The organism is Curtobacterium sp. MCBA15_009, from assembly GCF_001864895.1.
Taxonomy (GTDB): Bacteria; Actinomycetota; Actinomycetes; order Actinomycetales; family Microbacteriaceae; genus Curtobacterium.
Genome location: NZ_MJGO01000037.1, coordinates 246,491 through 263,662 on the forward strand (window position 1 = coordinate 246,491; position 17,172 = coordinate 263,662).

General features: G+C 75.0%; 16 protein-coding genes. 7 read left to right on the forward strand and 9 right to left on the reverse strand.

The genetic code is table 11. From position 1 onward, the window contains the following. Nucleotides 1-188: 188 nt before the first annotated feature. Nucleotides 189-1,133 carry a helix-turn-helix transcriptional regulator gene (locus BIU97_RS09460; protein WP_071260351.1) on the reverse strand — a complete coding sequence of 315 codons (945 nt, stop codon included), beginning with the start codon at nt 1,131-1,133 and terminating at the stop codon, nt 189-191. Between the two features lie 62 nt (nt 1,134-1,195). Between BIU97_RS09460 and BIU97_RS09465 the strand changes: the two genes are divergently transcribed. Beyond that, nucleotides 1,196-1,615, forward strand: coding sequence for a VOC family protein (locus BIU97_RS09465; RefSeq protein WP_071297498.1), 420 nt, complete (start codon nt 1,196-1,198; stop codon nt 1,613-1,615). Between the two features lie 48 nt (nt 1,616-1,663). Continuing rightward, the gene (locus tag BIU97_RS09470) at nt 1,664-2,584 is read left to right on the forward strand and encodes a hypothetical protein (RefSeq protein WP_071297499.1); all 921 of its coding nucleotides are present in this window, start codon (nt 1,664-1,666) and stop codon (nt 2,582-2,584) included. A gap of 10 nt (nt 2,585-2,594) precedes the next feature. On the opposite strand, the gene BIU97_RS09475 is transcribed toward BIU97_RS09470, so the two are convergent. Further along, nucleotides 2,595-3,479, reverse strand: coding sequence for a putative RNA methyltransferase (locus BIU97_RS09475; RefSeq protein ID WP_139195983.1), 885 nt, complete (start codon nt 3,477-3,479; stop codon nt 2,595-2,597). 41 nt (nt 3,480-3,520) lie between these two features. On the opposite strand from BIU97_RS09475, the gene BIU97_RS09480 reads away from it, so the two are divergent. The 3 genes from BIU97_RS09480 to BIU97_RS09490 are packed head-to-tail and all read left to right on the forward strand — an operon-like array spanning nt 3,521 to nt 5,766. Then, complete coding sequence (locus BIU97_RS09480; protein WP_071297500.1) at nt 3,521-4,150, forward strand: CG0192-related protein; 630 nt, start codon at nt 3,521-3,523, stop codon at nt 4,148-4,150. Between the two features lie 53 nt (nt 4,151-4,203). Beyond that, nucleotides 4,204-5,142 carry an aldo/keto reductase gene (locus tag BIU97_RS09485; protein WP_139195984.1) on the forward strand — a complete coding sequence of 313 codons (939 nt, stop codon included), beginning with the start codon at nt 4,204-4,206 and terminating at the stop codon, nt 5,140-5,142. Between the two features lie 51 nt (nt 5,143-5,193). Next, complete coding sequence (locus BIU97_RS09490) at nt 5,194-5,766, forward strand: GNAT family N-acetyltransferase (RefSeq protein WP_071297713.1); 573 nt, start codon at nt 5,194-5,196, stop codon at nt 5,764-5,766. A 79-nt stretch (nt 5,767-5,845) separates the two neighbouring features. Here the strand turns inward: BIU97_RS09490 and BIU97_RS09495 are convergent, their stop codons facing one another. The 5 genes from BIU97_RS09495 to BIU97_RS09515 all read right to left on the reverse strand — a co-directional run bounded on the left by BIU97_RS09495 (nt 5,846) and on the right by BIU97_RS09515 (nt 12,050). Further along, nucleotides 5,846-6,064 carry a hypothetical protein gene (locus BIU97_RS09495; protein ID WP_139195985.1) on the reverse strand — a complete coding sequence of 73 codons (219 nt, stop codon included), beginning with the start codon at nt 6,062-6,064 and terminating at the stop codon, nt 5,846-5,848. 59 nt (nt 6,065-6,123) lie between these two features. After that, entirely contained in the window at nt 6,124-6,366 is a 243-nt protein-coding gene (locus BIU97_RS09500; RefSeq protein WP_071297502.1) for a hypothetical protein, read from the reverse strand. A gap of 34 nt (nt 6,367-6,400) precedes the next feature. Continuing rightward, complete coding sequence (locus BIU97_RS09505; protein WP_254782955.1) at nt 6,401-9,535, reverse strand: GH92 family glycosyl hydrolase; 3,135 nt, start codon at nt 9,533-9,535, stop codon at nt 6,401-6,403. 46 nt (nt 9,536-9,581) lie between these two features. Then, the gene (locus BIU97_RS09510; RefSeq protein ID WP_071297503.1) at nt 9,582-11,156 is read right to left on the reverse strand and encodes a serine/threonine-protein kinase; all 1,575 of its coding nucleotides are present in this window, start codon (nt 11,154-11,156) and stop codon (nt 9,582-9,584) included. A gap of 75 nt (nt 11,157-11,231) precedes the next feature. Beyond that, nucleotides 11,232-12,050 (reverse strand): phosphatase PAP2 family protein, encoded by an 819-nt coding sequence (locus tag BIU97_RS09515; protein WP_071297504.1) that lies wholly within the window; start codon nt 12,048-12,050, stop codon nt 11,232-11,234. A 185-nt stretch (nt 12,051-12,235) separates the two neighbouring features. On the opposite strand from BIU97_RS09515, the gene BIU97_RS09520 reads away from it, so the two are divergent. After that, nucleotides 12,236-12,817: an RNA polymerase sigma factor gene (locus BIU97_RS09520; RefSeq protein ID WP_175472430.1), complete on the forward strand. Its 582-nt coding sequence runs from the start codon at nt 12,236-12,238 to the stop codon at nt 12,815-12,817. Beyond that, the gene (locus BIU97_RS09525; RefSeq protein ID WP_071297506.1) at nt 12,814-13,797 is read left to right on the forward strand and encodes a CU044_5270 family protein; all 984 of its coding nucleotides are present in this window, start codon (nt 12,814-12,816) and stop codon (nt 13,795-13,797) included. Before BIU97_RS09520 ends, BIU97_RS09525 begins: the two co-directional genes overlap by 4 nt. An 88-nt stretch (nt 13,798-13,885) precedes the next feature. Here the strand turns inward: BIU97_RS09525 and BIU97_RS09530 are convergent, their stop codons facing one another. Together BIU97_RS09530 and BIU97_RS09535 are read right to left on the reverse strand one after the other, a co-directional pair. After that, the gene (locus tag BIU97_RS09530; RefSeq protein WP_071297507.1) at nt 13,886-15,409 is read right to left on the reverse strand and encodes a glycosyltransferase family 39 protein; all 1,524 of its coding nucleotides are present in this window, start codon (nt 15,407-15,409) and stop codon (nt 13,886-13,888) included. A 45-nt stretch (nt 15,410-15,454) separates the two neighbouring features. Further along, nucleotides 15,455-17,140: a bifunctional 3'-5' exonuclease/DNA polymerase gene (locus BIU97_RS09535; protein ID WP_071297508.1), complete on the reverse strand. Its 1,686-nt coding sequence runs from the start codon at nt 17,138-17,140 to the stop codon at nt 15,455-15,457. Nucleotides 17,141-17,172 lie beyond the last annotated feature (32 nt).

Below are 17,172 nucleotides of genomic sequence, written 5' to 3' on the forward strand. Positions count from 1 at the left end.
ACACGGCGAGGACACCGGCGACGACGAACACGTCGAACACGAGGGACTCCAGAAGGTCTGCGGTACCCGCGCCGGGCGGCGCGGGACGGCACCACGTGTGGTGCCGAACCGATGCTGGGTCCTGCGCCGGGCCTCCCGGCCGGTCCTAACGGTTCCCTCACGCCGCCCGGACGGACGCATGCACGGTCCTAACGCGCTGCCGCCCGCAGCCGTCCGGCCAGGTCGCGGACCGCCCCGCGCAGCTCGTCCGGGCCCTCGACCCGCACCGGCACGGCCAAGCCCGCGACGACACCCGCGAGCCCCTGCCACGACCACGATCCCAGGGTGATGCGGGTCCGGGCGCCCTCGGCCTGCTCGACCACGGCGTCATCGGGCAGGTACGGCGTGATCGTCCGCGCATCAGCCGGCGTCGTGGTCACGGACCCGGTGCACGGCCAGACGTCGTCCACCGCCGACCCCTTGAAGCGCGCCGACACGAAGGCCGCCGCGTCGCCGCCGGGGACCGCCCGCGGTGTGAAGGGGACGCGGGTGCGCATCCGCGGCGTGATCCGGTCGACGCGGTGGGTGCGCCAGTCGTCGCGGTCGGTGTCCCAGTCGAGCAGGTACCAGCGGCCGTTCCGGGCGACGACGGCGTGCGGTTCCACCCGGTGCGGGGTCTCGTCCTCGCCGTACCCGAAGCGGAAGACCTCTCGCAGGTGGACGGCCTCGCTCACCGCCACCAGGACGTCCGGGTCGGTCGTGGTCCGGCTCGTCGCGGTCACGGCCTGCACGGCGTCCACCCGGGACCGCAGGCGCGCGGGCATCACCTGCCGGACGGTCGCCAGGGCGCGGGCCGCCGACTCGGCGACGTCCGCCCCCGATGCCGGGGCGACGGCGAGCGCCAGGGCGATCGCCACCGCCTGGTCGTCGTCGAAGAGCAGCGGTGGCAGGTCGGACCCGGCCTCGAGCCGGTAGCCGCCGGCCGGGCCGCGGAGCGCCTCGACCCGGTATCCGAGGCCGCGGAGCCGGTCGACGTCGCGGCGGACGGTGCGGGGGCTGACCTCGAGCCGCCCGGCGAGCTCGTCGCCCGGCCAGTCGCGGTGCACCTGCAACAGGGAGAGCAGCGCGAGCATGCGTGCGGAGGGTCCGGCCATGTCGATCATCCTCGTCGAAGAAGCGGTCACGATCTGACCGCATTGCCCGACAGCCTTGTCTCATGAGCATCGAAACGACAACCCACCTCAACTTCGACGGCGACGCCCGCGAGGCGCTCGACTTCTACGCAGCGGTCTTCGGCGGCGAGGTCACCGCCGCCACCTACGGCCAGATGGGCGCCCTCGACGACCCGGCCTGGGCCGACCGCATCGTCTTCGGTCAGGTCGCCACCGCCGCCGGCTTCCGGATCATGGCCTTCGACGTCTGGCCCGGCCAGCCCTGGGACCAGGGATCGAACGCCTTCTACGTCTTCGTGCACGGCGACGACACCGCCGAGATCGAGCGGTACTGGGCCGCGCTGTCGGAGGGCGCCGAGGTCCGGCAGCCCCTCGCCCCCTCGGCCTGGGCGCCGCTCGCCGGGCAGCTCCGCGACCGTTTCGGCGTCGTGTGGCAGCTCGACGTCGCGGGTCCGCGGGGTTGAACCGGCGCAGGGCTGACCTGCCGCCCGCGCGCTCGGCATACTGGGCGCATGGGGGAGCAGGCGACCGCCGCGGACCGAGCGAGTGTCCGCGACGACGACGAGCGTGAGCGGCGCCGTCGCGCGCAGCGCACGCGCCGCCGTCGGCAGCGGCTCCGCCGGACCCTGCGGCAGCGCATGGACTGGCGCGGCGCCCGGGTCCCCGTCGGCGCGTGGTGGTTCGCCGTGCTCGCCGTCGCCCTCGGGGTCCTCTACGGCCGGGCCACCGACGCCGGGGACCCCGGGGTCGGTGGGCCCGGTGCCGATGCCCTCGGTGCTGCGGTCGCCGGAGCGGCGATCGGCGTCGGCTGGGGTGCACTGCTGTTCGCCTGCGCGCCGCCGCTCGTCGCGGTCCCGCTCGCCGCTGCCGGCGTGTTCTGCGGGTTCGTGCTGGTCGGGCCGCTCGGCCCGGGCGCGGTGAGTGCCAGCCTGGTGGCCTCGGTCGCCGGCTGGCTGCTCGGCATGCAGCTCCGGTACCTGGTCGTCGGTCGCCGACGGCCGCCCGAGCGAGCCCGCCTGGTCGATCGCGGCCGCCCACGACGCGCGGCACGGATCACCCCCGGCGAGCGCTCGCAGCTCGTGGCCACCGGGGTCTCCGGCGTCCTGGCCGTCGTCGTCCCGGCGCTCCTCCTCCTGGTACCGGCCCCAGCGGCGTTCGGCACCTGGCTCGTGCTCGTCCTCGTCACCCTGGCGTGGTCCGGCCCGGTGGGCTGGTGGACCGGCATGGTGCGGAGCCACCACGCGGCCGGCGGTGCGCCGTTCGCGGCGGCGCAGTGGGGCCTGCTGTTCAACGCCTGGGGCTCCGCCGGTGTGCACGCGTTGCCGATCACGCTGACCGCGGGCATGGCGGGGGTCGGCCTCGGCTTCGTGCTCCGCCGCCTGCACGAGGCCCGGGTCGGCCGGTACCCGCGCGAGCGTCCGGCCGCGGGCTGAGCCGGGGACCTCAGCGCACCGGGACCCAGGTGCTGACCGTCACCGCTGCCGTCACGCGGGTCGGTGCGAAGACCCGCTCCGGGTCGACGTGGTGGTGGCTCGGCCCCATGTGCACGACGTCGTGGACGTCCTCGGCGGACAGCTCCATCGTCCACGTCAGGTCGTCGGACGAGCGACGGGTGAACGCGGGCGTCAGGGAGTCGTGCAGGCGACGCTCCTTCTCCGGGTCGACCGCGATCGTCGCCTCGGCGAGCTCCGCCAGGTGGCCGGTCCGCGGGGTCACCACGACGAGCACGCCGTCCGGGTGCAGGACCCGGGCGTACTCCGTCTGGTTGCGGGGTGCGAAGACGTCCAGCACGACCGCGGCTGCGTCGTCGACGACCGGGAGGCGCTCGGTCACGTCCCCGACGACGGCCCCCGCCCGCTCGTGGATGCGCGCCGCACGCCGGATCGCGACGGCGGACAGGTCGAGCGCGAGGCCGAGCCGCGTCCCCGGCTCCGGGCCCGGCCCACCGGCGGCGGTGCCGGACGCACCGGGCGCCACCACGGGCCTCCCGTCCGTCCCCGCCGCGCGGAGCGCGTGTGCCAGGTAGGTGCCCGGACCGGACCCGACGTCGAGCACGATGCCGGGCGCCGAGGCCTCGACCACGACGGCGGCGAGCGCCCGCTCGACGGGCGCGTAGTGCCCGCGCCCCAGGAACCGCAGCCGCGCGTCGACCATCGCCGGGGTGTCCGCGGTGAGGGCCCGACGCTTCGCGGGCAGGAGCGTCAGGTGGCCCTGCTTCGCCTCGTCGAACCGGTGGCCGGTCGTGCAGCCGGCCTGACCCGGGGCCGTGCGGGCGAGGGGCTCGGTGCACACGGGGCAGGCGAGCATCGGCAGCAGGTCGTCTCGCACCGGACCAGCGTACGGGCGTCGTGAGCCGGTACGGTCGGGGAATGGCCGTCATCCACAACGCCGTCCTCCGCCCGTCGAAGACCGACGCGATCGGCGCCTGGCTGCCGACCCGGCCGTGGAGCGGCGTCACGACGGACCCCGCCGCCGACGGGTCGCTCGTCGTCGCGGGCCGGTTCCGGTTCGACGACCCGGACGGCGAGGTCGGCGTCGAGACGTACCTGGTGCGGGTCGGCGACGGTCCGGTGCTGCAGGTGCCGCTCACCTACCGCGGCGCACCGCTCGACGGCGCGGACGACCACCTCGTCACCGAGATGGACCACTCCGTGCTCGGTCGCCGCTGGGTGTACGACGCCGTCGGCGACCCCGTCTACGCCGACGTGCTCCGCCGCGCAGTCGCGACCGGCGGACGCGAGGCCGACCTCGAGGCGGCACCCGGCGAGGGCGGCGGCGCCCCGGTGAAGGAGGGCACGGCGTCGGGCAGCGGCTCGGCGTCCGACTCCCCCACGGTGACGGCCGTGCGGGACACCACCGCCGGCACGACGACCACCATCGCGACCGACCACGGCAGCCTCGCGGTGCCGCGCGTCGTCGGCGCACCCCTGCCCGACGGCGAGACGCTCACCGGCACGTGGGCCGACGGGTCCGGCGTGCTCGCCGTACTGCTGTCCTAGCGGGTACGGGCAGGGCCTGCCTGCCCCACCGCGTCGATGGCAGGATCGGTGTCGTGAAGACACTGGAGTTGCCACAGACGGACCTCACCGCCTCCGACGTCGTCGTCGGGCTGATGCGGATCAACGACATGAGCGACGAGGACATCCGCGCGCTCTACGCCGCCTCTCGCGACGCGGGCGTGACCATGTTCGACCACGCCGCGGTCTACGGCGGGTGGCACGGCTGCGAGGAGCGCTTCGGCTCCGCGGTCACGCTGACCCCGGCCGAGCGCAGCGAGATCGTCCTGCAGACGAAGGTCGGCATCCGGCCGACGCCGAACGGCGCCTACTTCGACTTCTCGTACGAGCACATCCTCGAGTCGGTCGAGGAGTCCCTCGCCGCGCTGCAGACCGACTACGTCGACGTCCTGCTGCTGCACCGTCCCGACGCCCTGGTCGAACCGGACGAGGTGGCGAAGGCCTTCGACGAGCTGCACGCCGCCGGCAAGGTGCACCACTTCGGCGTCTCGAACCACACCCCCGGCCAGGTCGAGCTGCTCCGCCGTTCCGTGCGGCAGCCCCTCGCGTTCAACCAGGTGCAGCTGAGCATCACGCACGCCAACGTGATCACGCAGGGCCTCGCGGCGAACATGGCGGCGGTCGACCAGTCGATCGACCGCGACAACGACATCCTCAACGACTCGCGGCTGCACGACGTGACCCTGCAGGCCTGGTCGCCGTTCCAGAAGGGCTTCTTCGACGGCGTCTTCCTCGGCGACCGGGAGCAGTACGCCGAGCTGAACGACGTGCTCGAGGAGGTCGCCGCCGCGCACGGGGTCACCCCCACCGGCATCGCGGTCGCCTGGATCACCCGGCACCCGGCGCACTTCCAGGTCGTCCTCGGCACGACGAACCCGCAGCGCGTGCGGGACTCGGCGGCGGGCTCGGACGTCCGCCTGTCGCGCGAGGAGTGGTACCGGATCACCTCGGCCGCGGGGCACCTCGTCCCCTGAGGACCCGCGGCGCGCGCGCCGTCGCGTGAGCGGATGGGGCAGGGTGGGGTCGTGCTCGACGACCTCGCCCTGCCCGTCCTCCTGACCGCCCGAACCGGGACCGTCACCCTGCGGAACGCCGTCGACGACGACCTCGACGCCCTCGTGGCGCTGCTCGCCGACGACCCGGTCAGCGCCGCCCGCGGGGACGTCGCCGCACCGGAGGACCGGCCGCGCTACGCCGCCGCGCTCCGCTCGGTCGTCGACGACCCGGCGAACGCCCTGCTCGTCGTCGAGGACGAGACCGGGCGGCTCGTCGGCACCCTCCAGCTCACCCGGATCCCCGGCATGGCCCGGCGCGGTGCACGGCGCCTGCTCGTCGAGGCCGTCCGGGTCAGCAGTGCGCTCCGCTCCGGCGGCATCGGCACCGCGGTGATGCGGTGGGTCACCGACGTGGCCGCGCCGGCGCTCGACACGCCGCTCGTGCAGCTCACCTCGGACGCGGCGCGCACCGACGCGCACCGGTTCTACGAGCGGCTCGGGTTCACCGGGTCGCACGTCGGCTTCAAGTACCGTGTCCCCGGGTCCGGCCCCGGCGCAGCGTCCGGCGGCAGCGAGGCGGGCGGCGGCGCACAACCGAAGTGATCCGGAACCGCGCATCCGCACGGCGCGGGGACACTTTGGTTGTGCAAACCGGGCCCGAACGGGCCGACCGCCGCGCGGGTCAGCGGTCGGAGTCGGGCTGCGCGTCCGGGGACCGCGGCTCCGGCACGCGGACGTCCACGGGCGACACGGCCGTCGGGTCGGCGGAGGCGCCGCCCACCACGTCGAACGAGATCCCGAGGTCGGCCGGGTCCTCGTCGAGCTCCAGCCCGTCCTGGCGCGCCTGGCGCTCCGGGATCGCGCGGCCACCGGACGGATCGAACGAGTTCGCAATCGACATGCCGACGAGCATGCCGGTCGTACATTGGCGGCGGCTCGGTGTCGCCTCCGCAGCGCCGGTCAGTCGGCGAGGTCCTCCGGGTGCAGGCGGTCGCCGGCCTCGGGGCGCCGGAACACCGGGCCGCCGCCGGCCTCGTCCTCGTCGTGGTGGTCCGCGGGCGAGACGCCCGGGTCGGCGGAGTCGGGGCCGACGTCCGCCCCGCGGTCCGCCTCCACCTCGACCTCGGTCTCGGTCTCGTCACTGCCGTCCACCGGGGTGGACGTGCCCTGCTGTTCGGGATCGAACGGTGCGCTCATCGACATGGGCCGAGCATGCTCCCCGTCGGTGAACGCCGGGTCAACGCTGTCCGTCCGCCGCGACGAGCTCGAGCTGGGTGAGGGGCACGTCGGTGCCGGCGGTGAACGAGAACGTCGAGCCGCCGCCCGTGATCCGGAACACGCGGCTCTGACCGGCCCACGCGAACTCCGCGCCGTCGACCGCCGTGGTGCGGTCGCCGAGGCCGACCTGCCACGAGTACGAGCCGGGCTCCGCGACGGTCACCGTGTACAGCGCTGCGGCCGGGCACGCGACGTCGAACGCCACCGACGCCCCGGCCGGCAGCACGGTCACGGTCCGTCCCTCGTCGTCGGTCAGGGGTGACGCGCCGACGGGCAGCACGTCGACCGGGGTGTCCCGGTACCCGTGCACCTCGGACGCGGACACCGGACGCGTGTCCGCCGCCCAGCCCTGCGGGGTGTCGGACAGCGTGAAGACGATGTGCGACGCCGCGACGACCACCTGGTGCGGGATGCTGATCGACGTCCACGGCGCACCGTCGACCGTCACCGACGCGACGTACGCACCCGTGGAACCGGCGGCGACCTCGATGACGGTCTCGGTTCCTCCCGGCTGCTGCAGCACCGTCCGGCGGACCGACGGGGGCACGAGCACGTAGGTGCCCGTCGACGGCGCCAGCGGGTACAGACCGACGGTCGCGAAGACGTACCAGGCGCTCATCTCGCCGTTGTCCTCGTCGCCGGGGTAACCCTGGCCGAGGTCGGAGCCGACGAACAGCCGCTCGAGGCACTCCCGCACGACCCGGTGGGCGTCGTCGTGGCGCCCGGTGAACATCGGGAAGAACGGGATGTGGTGCGCGGGCTGGTTCGACAGCCCGAGCATGCCCATCCGGACGTCGCGGGCCTCGGTCATCTCGTGGATCGGGAACCCGTAGGAGCCGGAGAACACCGACGCACCCGTCTCCGGCGTCGCGAAGAAGCGGTCGAGGGTCCGGTCGAACCGCTCCGGACCGCCGTGCAGGTCGACGACGCCGGCACCGTCGTGCGGGGCGGTGAAGGCCGTGCCCCACGCGTTCGTCTCGGTGTAGTCGTCGCCCCAGTCGCGCGGGTCGAACTCGGTGCCGACGCGCCACGAGCCGTCGGGGTCGCGGCCGATGAAGAAGCCCCGCTCGGCGTCGAACACGTTCCGGTACTGCAGGGACCGTCGGGCGAACCACTCGGCCTCGGCCTCGTACCGGGACAGGTCGGCCGGCGTCTCCGCGCGCGACGCGAGCAGGCCCGCCATGACGGCGAGGCCCCAGTCGTTGATGGCGGCGTCCAGGGTCCAGGACATCCCCTCGGACGTCCGGGTGTCAACGTGGCCGCGGAAGGCGCCCGGGAGGCTCCCCTTGCGCCCGACACGCTCGTCGCGCGGCGGGACGGTCGCGTTCCGCACCGCGCTCCGGTACGCCTCGGCCAGGTCGAACCCGGTGACGCCCTTGACGGCCAGGTCGGCGAAGACGGTGTCGGCCGTGGTGCCGGTCATGCAGTCCTCGGCGCCCGGTGCGCTCCACCGGGGCGTCCACCCGCCGTCGTGGTGGTGCTCGACGAAGCCCTGGGCGAGTTCCCCGGCGGTCTCCGGCGTGAGGAGCGCCAGCAGCGGCCACGCGGTGCGGTAGGTGTCCCAGAAGCCGTGCGTCGTGGTGAACGGCCCCTCGACGACCTCGGGGCCGGGTTCGTCGCGGATCGGTTCCGCCAGCACCGCCCCGTACGGTGAGCGGTGCCGCGGCGTGCCCGTCAGCGCGGTCTCGCCGGCGCGGTTCGGGTAGAGGAACACCCGGTACAGCCCGGAGTACAGCGACGTCAGCTGGTCGGGCGTCGCGCCCTCGAAGGACATGGTGCCGAGCACCTCGGTCCACGCCTGCTCGGCACGCGCGCACATCGCGTCGACGGTGCCGGCGGCGTCGAGGTTCGCGCGGGCGTCCTCGATCGAGACCGTGGAGATGCCGAGCAGGACGTCGACGTCACCGGCGACCGACAGCCAGCCGCGCAGTTCGTGCTCGCCGACGGTGGTGTGGTCCGCGGTCACGCTGGCGACCCGGACGTGCACGTGGTGCGGCGGCGTGCCCGGGCGGTCGTCGAGCAGCGCCTCGACCACGGCCGTGCCGTCGGTGACGGTCACGGACACGTCGGACACCCGGCCATGGTGGTCGAGGACGACGCTGCGCGTGCCGGTGAAGCGGAACCCGAGGGCGAACTCCCCCGCGGTCACCTCGGCGGTGACGCCCTGGTCGAGCGCGACCCGGTACCGGTGCGGGCCGTCGTGTTCGTCGTCGTGGTCGAAGCCGAGCGCGCGGGCGGCCCGGTCGACGTCCGGGGTGTCGAGCGGCGAGGGCATCACCTGGAACACACCGCGGTCCGCCATCCACGGCGACGGGATGTGGCTCGTCGCGAACGCCTGGATCGCCGGGCGGACCCGGCCCGCGCCGTCGGTGCGCGAGTGCTCCTGGTACGCGTACGGCCACCGGTTGCTCGACGCGTCGGTCATCGGCAGTCCGAAGACCCCGCCGTGCGGCAACCCGACGAGCGGCGCGTTGTTCCCGCGGGAGAACCGCGAGGACGCCTGCGTGCCACGGGTCGTGCGGACGTGGTCGAGCGGCGTGGTCGGCGTCGGGCGCGCCGGGCCGACGACGACCTCGTCGAGCCAGCCACGCAGCGCCGGGCGTACGCCGTCGTCGTCCGCGGCGGCCGTGTCGGAGCCGAGCCGGGCCTCCAGACGGTCCACGACCCGGCCCGCGAACGGCGTGAGGTCGACCGCGCGACGGTTCCACTGGTCGACCCACGTCTTGCGGGCGGCGTCCTGCGCCGCCGGTGTCAGGGCGTCGCCGTGCTGGTCGTGCCCGGCGTCGTGCTCGCTGAGCCGCGTGCCGTCGGTGAAGACGACGTCGACGGCGAAGGCCGTGGCGTCCCAGAAGTGCGGCAGGTCCGCCTCGGTGGGTTCGGTGGCGCCGTCGGGCAGGGTCCGCTCCGGGAACCACACCCACGAGAGCTCCTCACCGGCCGCCACGGTGTGCCCGGCGGACCCGGGCACGACGGCGCTGACCGCACCCGCTCCGGACGGCCGTTCGACCAGCCACCCCTCGACCGAGCCGAAGCCGACACCGTTCCGCGCTGCGAGGGCCGTCGTGGGCCCACCGCTCCGTTGCAGTTCTCGCACGGACCCAGCGTATTTGCTCCAGCGTGTGGAGGAAACCGTCGGCGTGTCAGCCCCTGCCCGGACCGGCGGCGTCCTGTCCCGGCGCGGCGTCGGCGGCGCCCGGGGCGTCCACCGGGGCCTGGTCGGCGGCGCCCGTGCCGTCCTGGGGCGTCTGCACCGGGTTGGAGGCCGGGGCACTCGGCTCCGGTCCGACCGGCGCCTGGCTCGGGGCCGCCGGCTCGCTCGGCTCCTCGCTCGGCTGCTGGGGCTGGGAGGGCTGCTCCGCCGGCTCGGAGGGCTGCTGCTCGACCGGCTGGCTGGGCTGCTGCTCCTCGCTCGGCTCGTCGCTCGGCTGCTCGCTCGGCTGCTCGTCCGTCGGCGTGGAGGGCGAGGAGGACCCGGTCGGTGCGGGGGCGGTGTCGTCGTCGCCGTTCAGCGCGACGACCGCGACCGCGATGCCGACGAGCACCAGGACGACCACGACGATCGCGGTGATGATGGGCCCCCTGCGCCGACGCTCGCGGGGGTCCTCCGTGGCGCCCGGCGCCGGAGCGGTCGGCGGCGGCACGGTCGCCCCGCCACCGCCGGACGGACCGCGCCCCGACTGCGCCCCCATCACCGTGGTCGCGACGTCGTCCGAGGCGTTCGGGTGCTGGTCGAGGACCCGCGTCGCGTCGTCCGCAGCGGCGGCGCGGCTCGTCGGCATCGCGCGCGTCGCGGCGTCCGCGTCGGCGGTCGGGAACGCCGCCGTCGCGGCTGCGGCTGCGGCTGCGGCGCCGGCGCCCGCGGCGGTGAGCGCACCCGGGGCGGCGGGCAGGAGCTGGGTGGCCGTGCCGGGGTCGTCGCGGCCGAGTGCCCGGAGCCGCTCGGCTGCCTCTGCTGCCGAGGGCCGGACGGCCGGGTCCTGCGCGGTCATCACGTGCAGGAGCGTGCGCCAGGCGGTCGGCAGGTGCTGGTCGATGGCGGGGCTGCGGGTGAGGCGCGCGGTGGCGGACTCGATCGCGCTGCCCGGGAACGGCCGCTCCCCGGTCAGGCACTCGAGCAGCACGAGACCGAGCGCGTAGACGTCGGCCTTGCCGGTGATCTCCTGCGCCGTGACCTGCTCCGGAGCCAGGTAGGCGGCGGTCCCCATCACGGTGCCGGTGCCGGTCACGCGCGAGGCGTCGCGGAGCAGGGCGATGCCGAAGTCGGCGAGCTTGACGTGGCTGCCGTCGCGCTCGAGCAGCACGTTGGCGGGCTTCACGTCGCGGTGCACGATGCCCTGGGCGTGCACGGCGCTCAGCCCGTCCGCCACCTGGGCGCCGACGCGGGCGGCGGTCGTCGGGTCGAGCGGGCCCTCGCGCAACCGGGTGGCGAGGTCGCTGCCCGGCACGAGCTCCATGACGAGGTACGAGTCGCCGTCGGCGTCGTCGAGTGCCGCGTCGTAGAGGGTGACGAGGGCGGGGCTGCGGAGCGTCGCGAGGGTCTGGATCTCGGCCTCGGCACGGGCGCGTTCACCGTGGTCGACCGGTCCGATCCGGAACACCTTGACGGCGACCTCGCGACCGAGCTGCTCGTCGACCGCGCGGTACACCGTGGCCATGCCACCGTGTCCGAGCGTGCCCGTGACGCGGTACCTGCCGCCGAAGACCCGTTCTTCCATGCCCGGCAACCTACCGGCAACTCCTGACGGGGTGGCCCGGTGCCGGCGTGTGCGTGCCCGGCGTGGTGCTCCTGCTCACCTCGCGCGCGCGGCCGGGTCCGGTGCGGGTTCGGCACCGTGGCGGAGCGCCGTCAGGTACAACCGGTGCGCCGTGACGACCAGTGACAACCAGGCGAGCCCGAGCGCCCAGGCCGCGAGCACGTCGGTGAGCCAGTGGTGCCCGAGGAACACCCGCGAGGCGCCGACCGACAGCACGAACAGGGTGCCGGCGACGATGGTCCACACCCGCGTGACCGCCCGCGACTCCCGCAGGAGCAGCAGGTAGACGATGGTGCCCACGATCACGGTGGCGTTCAGCGTGTGCCCGGACGGGAACGACGGCGAGTGCTCGTAGGGCGGCACCGCGTCGCTGAGCGGCGGACGGGCCCGGCCGATGAGGTCCTTGCCCGCGATCGTCATGAGGAGCGACCCGCCGCTCGCCGCGACGAGCAGGACCACCGGCGTCCACGCCCGGCGCTGGATCGTGAAGCCGACCAGGAACCCGACCGCGACGACGGGCATGCCGATCGTGCCGGCCACGTCGGTCCACCACGTCACGAGACGGTCGGCAGCGGGCGATCGCAGCGAGATCGCCCAGTCGAGCACCGGGCGGTCGAGCACGGCGACGTCGTCGGCCTCGCGGACGGCGTCGAACACCGCCGAGGCGAGCCAGGTCGCGACGACCGCCACGGCGAGCCCGACGGCCAGGGTCAGCAGCAGGAGCGGCATCGCGCCGTACCGCTGCCCGAGCGCCGTCCACCCGCGAGCCACCGCACGGCCGGCGCGGGTGCGCCAGCGGGTCAGGTCGACCTGTCCGAGCGTGCGGTCGGCGGCCTCGCCCCGTTCGGTGTGCATCGGACCAGCCTGCTCGCGCCGGGCTGGGAGGGTCAGCGCCCGGTCCCGTCCGCCCGTCCGCACTCGTCGAGGAACGCGCCGCCGCGGGCCGCGCCCAGCTGCGACCCGCCCAGCTCGGCTGAGTCCGGTTCCTGCGGGTCTGTCACAGACGCGTCGCCTCCGACACTCCATGATCGGAGGCAATCGTGAACACACCAAGGGGGCCGGGCGTCATCCCGGACGGGGAACTCATCGCGGCGATCGCACGCGGTGACGCGGCGGCGTACACCACGCTGCTCGACCGCCATTCGCGGGCGGTGTTCCGCTACGCGTGGGGGCTCGCCGACGAGCGCTCGGACGTCGACGACATCGTGCAGGAGACGTTCCTCGTCGCCTGGCGCCGGCGGAAGGACGTGCGCATCGTCGGGTCGTCCGCCCTGCCGTGGCTGCTGACGAGCGCGCGGTACATCGCGATGAACACGAACCGGCGACGCCGCGCGGTCGGGTTCGACGAGGTCGACGAGACGACCGGCGCGAGCGAGGCCTGGTACCGCCAGGTCGCCCACGCCGAGGCCGTCCAGCAGCTGCGGTGGGTCCGCGACGAGATCGCCGCGCTCGACTCCCCCGACCGGGAGCTCTGCGAGCTCTGCCTGCTGCAGGACCGGTCCTACGACGAGGCCGCAGCCGTGCTCGGCCTCAGCACCAGCAACGCGCGGAAGCGCATCCAACGAACCCGCGCCCGGCTCCGTGTGAGCCGCGCCGCACAGGAGATGGAGTCCACCTCGTGATCACCGCACCCCCGCCCGAGGGCGTCGAGTTCGACGCCGCGTTCGCCCCCGTCCGCCGAGCCGTGCTCGCCGAGACCGTCGACCGGCGCCGCAAGCGCACCCGCTGGACGTTCGGTGCCGTCGGCTCGGTCGTCGCGGTCACCGCGCTCGCGACCGTCCTGGTGGCCGGGAACGTCACCGGCGCGACCGACTCCGTCCCGCTCGTCGGCACCGAGCCGCAGGCCGCGAGCGCCGCCGAGGTCCTGCGGCACGCGGCCGACGAGACCGTCCGGACGAGCGACCCGGTCGTCGGGCCCGACCAGTTCCTCGAGGTCCGGATCGCCGAGCAGAGCCAGGCGTTCCTCACACAGCGGTACTCGGCCCTCGTGCCGTACTCCCTGACGGTCTACCGCCCCGGCGACCCGGGGGCCGACTGGACCCTCGTGCGGACGTCGGAGGACCCCGTCGCGTTCTTCCCGGCGAGCGAGGCGGCGGCGGCCGAGGCGGCGTGGGACGCCGAGCCGGCCGGCTGGCCGACCGGGACCATCCGAGCGGCCGACGGTGCCTTCTACGACACCCCGTGGACCCCGGCGGAACTGGCATCGATGCCGCGGGACCCGGACGCCCTGTACCGGTGGGTGTCCGAGCACGCGACGGGGTCGGCGAGCCACGAGGAGGCGATGACCGTCCTCATCACCGACGACCTGTCCACCGGGATGGTGCCCGCCGACCTGCGCAGCGCCATGTACCGCGTGCTCGCCCGGATCCCCGGCACGGCCGTCACCCACGACGCCGTGACCCTCGACGGCCGCCGCGGAATCGGCATCGGCCGCGCGGAGCCGAACCGCGACGGCGAGCACAGCGAGGTCGTCATCGACCCGGACACCGGCGACTTCATCGGCACGCGCACCCTGACCGGTGCCGCCACCGAGACGCTCCCGGCGGGCACGGTGATCGACTCCACCGCGGTCTCCTCGACCGTCGTGGACAGCGCGCCCTGACCGGGACGACTGCCCGGGACGACGACCCGGCCCGACGGCGGCGGCGCTCCGAGCACCGTCGCCGTCGTCGTCGTCGCTCGGAGCTGGTCTACCGGGTGTACTCGACGATGACGTTCGAACCGCCGAAGCCGAGCGGTTCGTGGGCGGTGAACCCCTCGCCGCGGAGCACCGCGGCGACCTTCGCGCCCTCGCCCGGGTCGTCGCCGACGTACCAGACGGTCCGCAGCCCCTCGGTGTCCGCCGCGGAGTTCACGGCACCGTGCAGCCGGGCGAAGAAGTAGCCCTGGTCGGCGGCGCTCGTCTTCGTCCAGAGGTCGCGGAGTCCGTCCGTGGCCGCCGGGTACGCCGTCGTCAGCTGGTCGGCCGGCCGCCGCATCTTGCCGAGGACCAACCCGGCCGGCTCGGCCTCACCACGGCGGGCCTCGGTGAGCTGCCGGGCGGCGCTCGCCAGGTCGGTGGTCTTCGGCGGCGCGGTCCGGATGCTCCACCAGACCTGACCGGCCGGCACGAGGAAGGCCAGCAGCAGGACGCCGCTCACGATGCCCCGCACGAACGGCAGCAGCGCGACGACGCCCGCGGCGACGAGGACCGCCAGGGCCGGCGCCGAGAACGTCAGGTAGCGCCCGACGTAGACCGGGGTGACGAAGCGGGACGCCGCGAGCAGCGCGACCGTCGGCAGGACCAGCCAGGGCAGCAGCACGACCAGCGCGTCGGACCGGCGGCGGAGCGCGGCGACCACGCCGACGGCGACGAGCAGCCAGGCGACCACCGCGACCGCGGTGACGAACGACCGGTTCGTCTCGACGAGGCTGAAGTCGAAGAACTGCAACCGCCACGCGCTCTCGACGGCCCCGCGCAGCGACGGCGGCCGCAGCCAGTCGACCTGCGCCGCCTGGCCCACGGCGGCCCGCGCGAACGGGACCGCCGCCAGCGCCGCCGCGACGACGGCCGCCGCGGCGCCCACGAGGCCGACCCAGCGCACCCGCGGGGCGGCCAGGAACCGCAGCAGGACGCTGAGGGCGTGGCAGGCGACCACGAGGGCCGCCCAGAGGAACACGAGCACGGACAGGTACGCGACCAGGGCGTACGCGACCCACCACGCGACGACCACAGCGGGGTGGCGCCGGGCGTCGGCGGCGTCGAGCGCCCGGACGAGCAGCAGCGTCGCGGCGACGGCGAGCAGCAGCTCGAAGGCCGGTGACCGTCCGAGGGTGCCGGCGGCGGCCACGACGGGCACGAACGGCAGCACGACCGCCGCGACCGTCGCGGTGGCGAGCGAGGTCAGGCGCTCGGCGAGGAGCACGAGCAGCCCGGTGGCGACGCCGATCGCGAGCGCGGAGGGGAACCGCAGGGCGAACGGGCTGTACCCGACGAGGTCGAACCAGCAGTGCATCAGCACGTAGTACGCCGCGTGCACGAGGTCGATCTCGCCCACCAGCTCGCCGAACGCGTGCCAGGACCGGGTCGACGCGGCGATCGTCGCCGTCTCGTCCAGCCAGATCGTCCGGTGGGTGAGCGCGATGACGCTCACGAGCGTCCCGAACAGGGTCGCGCCGCCTGCGACGGCGAGCCGGGCCGTCCTCCGGTTCGATCGTCTGAGGTCGCCGAGCACGCAGAACAGCGTAGGGGCCGCGGGGCCGCGCCCCGGACCGCCGGGTCAGTCCTTCGCGTCCGAGTAGGCGCCGACCACCGCCACCGAGAGCGGGAACGTCACCGGGAAGTCGCCGAACAGCAGCCGTCCGGCGTCGACGGCGGCGGCGCGGACCTGTGTCGCGACCCACTCGGCGTGCTCCTGCGGCGTGTGCACCACGATCTCGTCGTGCACGAAGAACACCAGGTGCGGGCCGTCCGTCACCGGGCCCGGGAACCGTGCGGCGAGCCGGGACCGCAGCGACCCCATCCAGGCGAGGGCCCACTCGGCCGCGGTCCCCTGCACCACGAAGTTGCGGGTGAACCGGCCCCAGCTGCGCGCCCGGGACTCCACGGCCCGCTGCATCGCCGGCGTGCCGTCCACCGTGTACGCCTGGTTGCGCGCCGCGAACCAGGCGTCGTCCGGCACGGGCGAGGTCCGACCGAGCAGGGTCGTCACCGGTTCGCCGCGCTCGCCCGCCCGGGCCGCTCGGGACACGAGTCCGAGGGCGGCCGGGAACGCCCGTTCGAGCCGCGGCACGAGCCGACCGCCCTCGCCCTGGGTCGCGCCGTACATCGCGCCGAGCATCGCGCCCTTGGCCTGCTGCCGGGTCTCGACCGCGCCGGAGGCGACCACGCCGTCGTACAGGTCGCGGCCGTCGCCGGCGGACGCCATCGCCCGGTCCCCCGCCATCGCCGCGAGCACCCGCGGCTCGAGCTGCGCGGCGTCGGCGACGACGAGCTGCCAGCCGTCGTCCGCCACGACCGCGGCGCGGATGCCCTTCGGCAGCTGCATCGCTCCCCCGCCGTCGGCCGCCCACCGCCCGGTGACGACGCCGCCGACGACGTACTTCGGGTGGAACCGGCCGTCGCGGACCCACTCGTCGAGCCACGTCCAGCCGTTGGCGGTCAGCAGCCGCGCGAGGCGCTTGTACTCGAGCAGCGGCTCGATGACCGGGTGCTCGATCTCCTGCAGCTCCCACTTCCGGGTGCTCGTCACCATGAGCCCGGCCCGGCGGAGGGCACGGAGCACGTCGGCCGGCGAGTCCGGGTTGAGCGCGGGGTCGTCGAGCCGCTCGCGCACCACGGCCGCGATCTCCTCGAGCCGGCGGGGCCGCACGCCGTAGGGCACGCGGGGGCCGAGGGCGTCCTCGAGCAGGCGTTCGTGCACGTCCGCCCGCCACGGCAGCCCGGCGTGCAGCATCTCCGCCGCGACGAGCGCCCCGGCGGACTCCGCGGTGACGAGCAGCCGCAGGGCGCCCGGCGCCGTCGACCCGGCGATCGCCTCGGTCTGCGCCCGGAACTCGGCCACCGGGTCGACGGCGTCGTCGGCGACGGACACGGCGAACAGGGCGTCGTCGAACAGCTGGGCCTGCGTCGGCCGGGTCGCCCGGGGCTCGGTCGGCGGTGCGTCGAGGGCGTCGGCGGGTGCCGCGGCGAGGGCGGACCCCCGGGCGGCGAGCGCAGCACGGAGGACCCGGCGGCCCAGCCGCAGGTCGACGCAACGCCCGACCCGCCCACCGGCCGCGAGCACGGCCGGGTACCACCGCGCCGTGTCGTCCCAGACCCAGCGCACGGCCGGGCCGTCCTGCGCGGCGACGAACGCCGGCAGGTCCGGTTCGGCGAACCGAGTCGGTTCGCCGTCCGGCGCCCCGGCGTCGGTCAGGGGCGTCGCGGAGACGCCGCCGTCGACACGGCGCAGGACGAGGTGCACGGAACGATCATGCCGTGTCCCACCGTCACCGT

What these genes read in the sequence shown, in the direction of transcription:
- BIU97_RS09460 (WP_071260351.1), bottom strand. Translation starts at nt 1,133, where the DNA reads ATGGCCGGACCCTCCGCACGCATGCTCGCGCTGCTCTCCCTGTTGCAG.
- BIU97_RS09465 (WP_071297498.1), top strand. Translation starts at nt 1,196, where the DNA reads ATGAGCATCGAAACGACAACCCACCTCAACTTCGACGGCGACGCCCGC.
- BIU97_RS09470 (WP_071297499.1), top strand. Translation starts at nt 1,664, where the DNA reads ATGGGGGAGCAGGCGACCGCCGCGGACCGAGCGAGTGTCCGCGACGAC.
- BIU97_RS09480 (WP_071297500.1), top strand. Translation starts at nt 3,521, where the DNA reads ATGGCCGTCATCCACAACGCCGTCCTCCGCCCGTCGAAGACCGACGCG.
- BIU97_RS09495 (WP_139195985.1), bottom strand. Translation starts at nt 6,064, where the DNA reads ATGTCGATTGCGAACTCGTTCGATCCGTCCGGTGGCCGCGCGATCCCG.
- BIU97_RS09500 (WP_071297502.1), bottom strand. Translation starts at nt 6,366, where the DNA reads ATGTCGATGAGCGCACCGTTCGATCCCGAACAGCAGGGCACGTCCACC.
- BIU97_RS09510 (WP_071297503.1), bottom strand. Translation starts at nt 11,156, where the DNA reads ATGGAAGAACGGGTCTTCGGCGGCAGGTACCGCGTCACGGGCACGCTC.
- BIU97_RS09515 (WP_071297504.1), bottom strand. Translation starts at nt 12,050, where the DNA reads ATGCACACCGAACGGGGCGAGGCCGCCGACCGCACGCTCGGACAGGTC.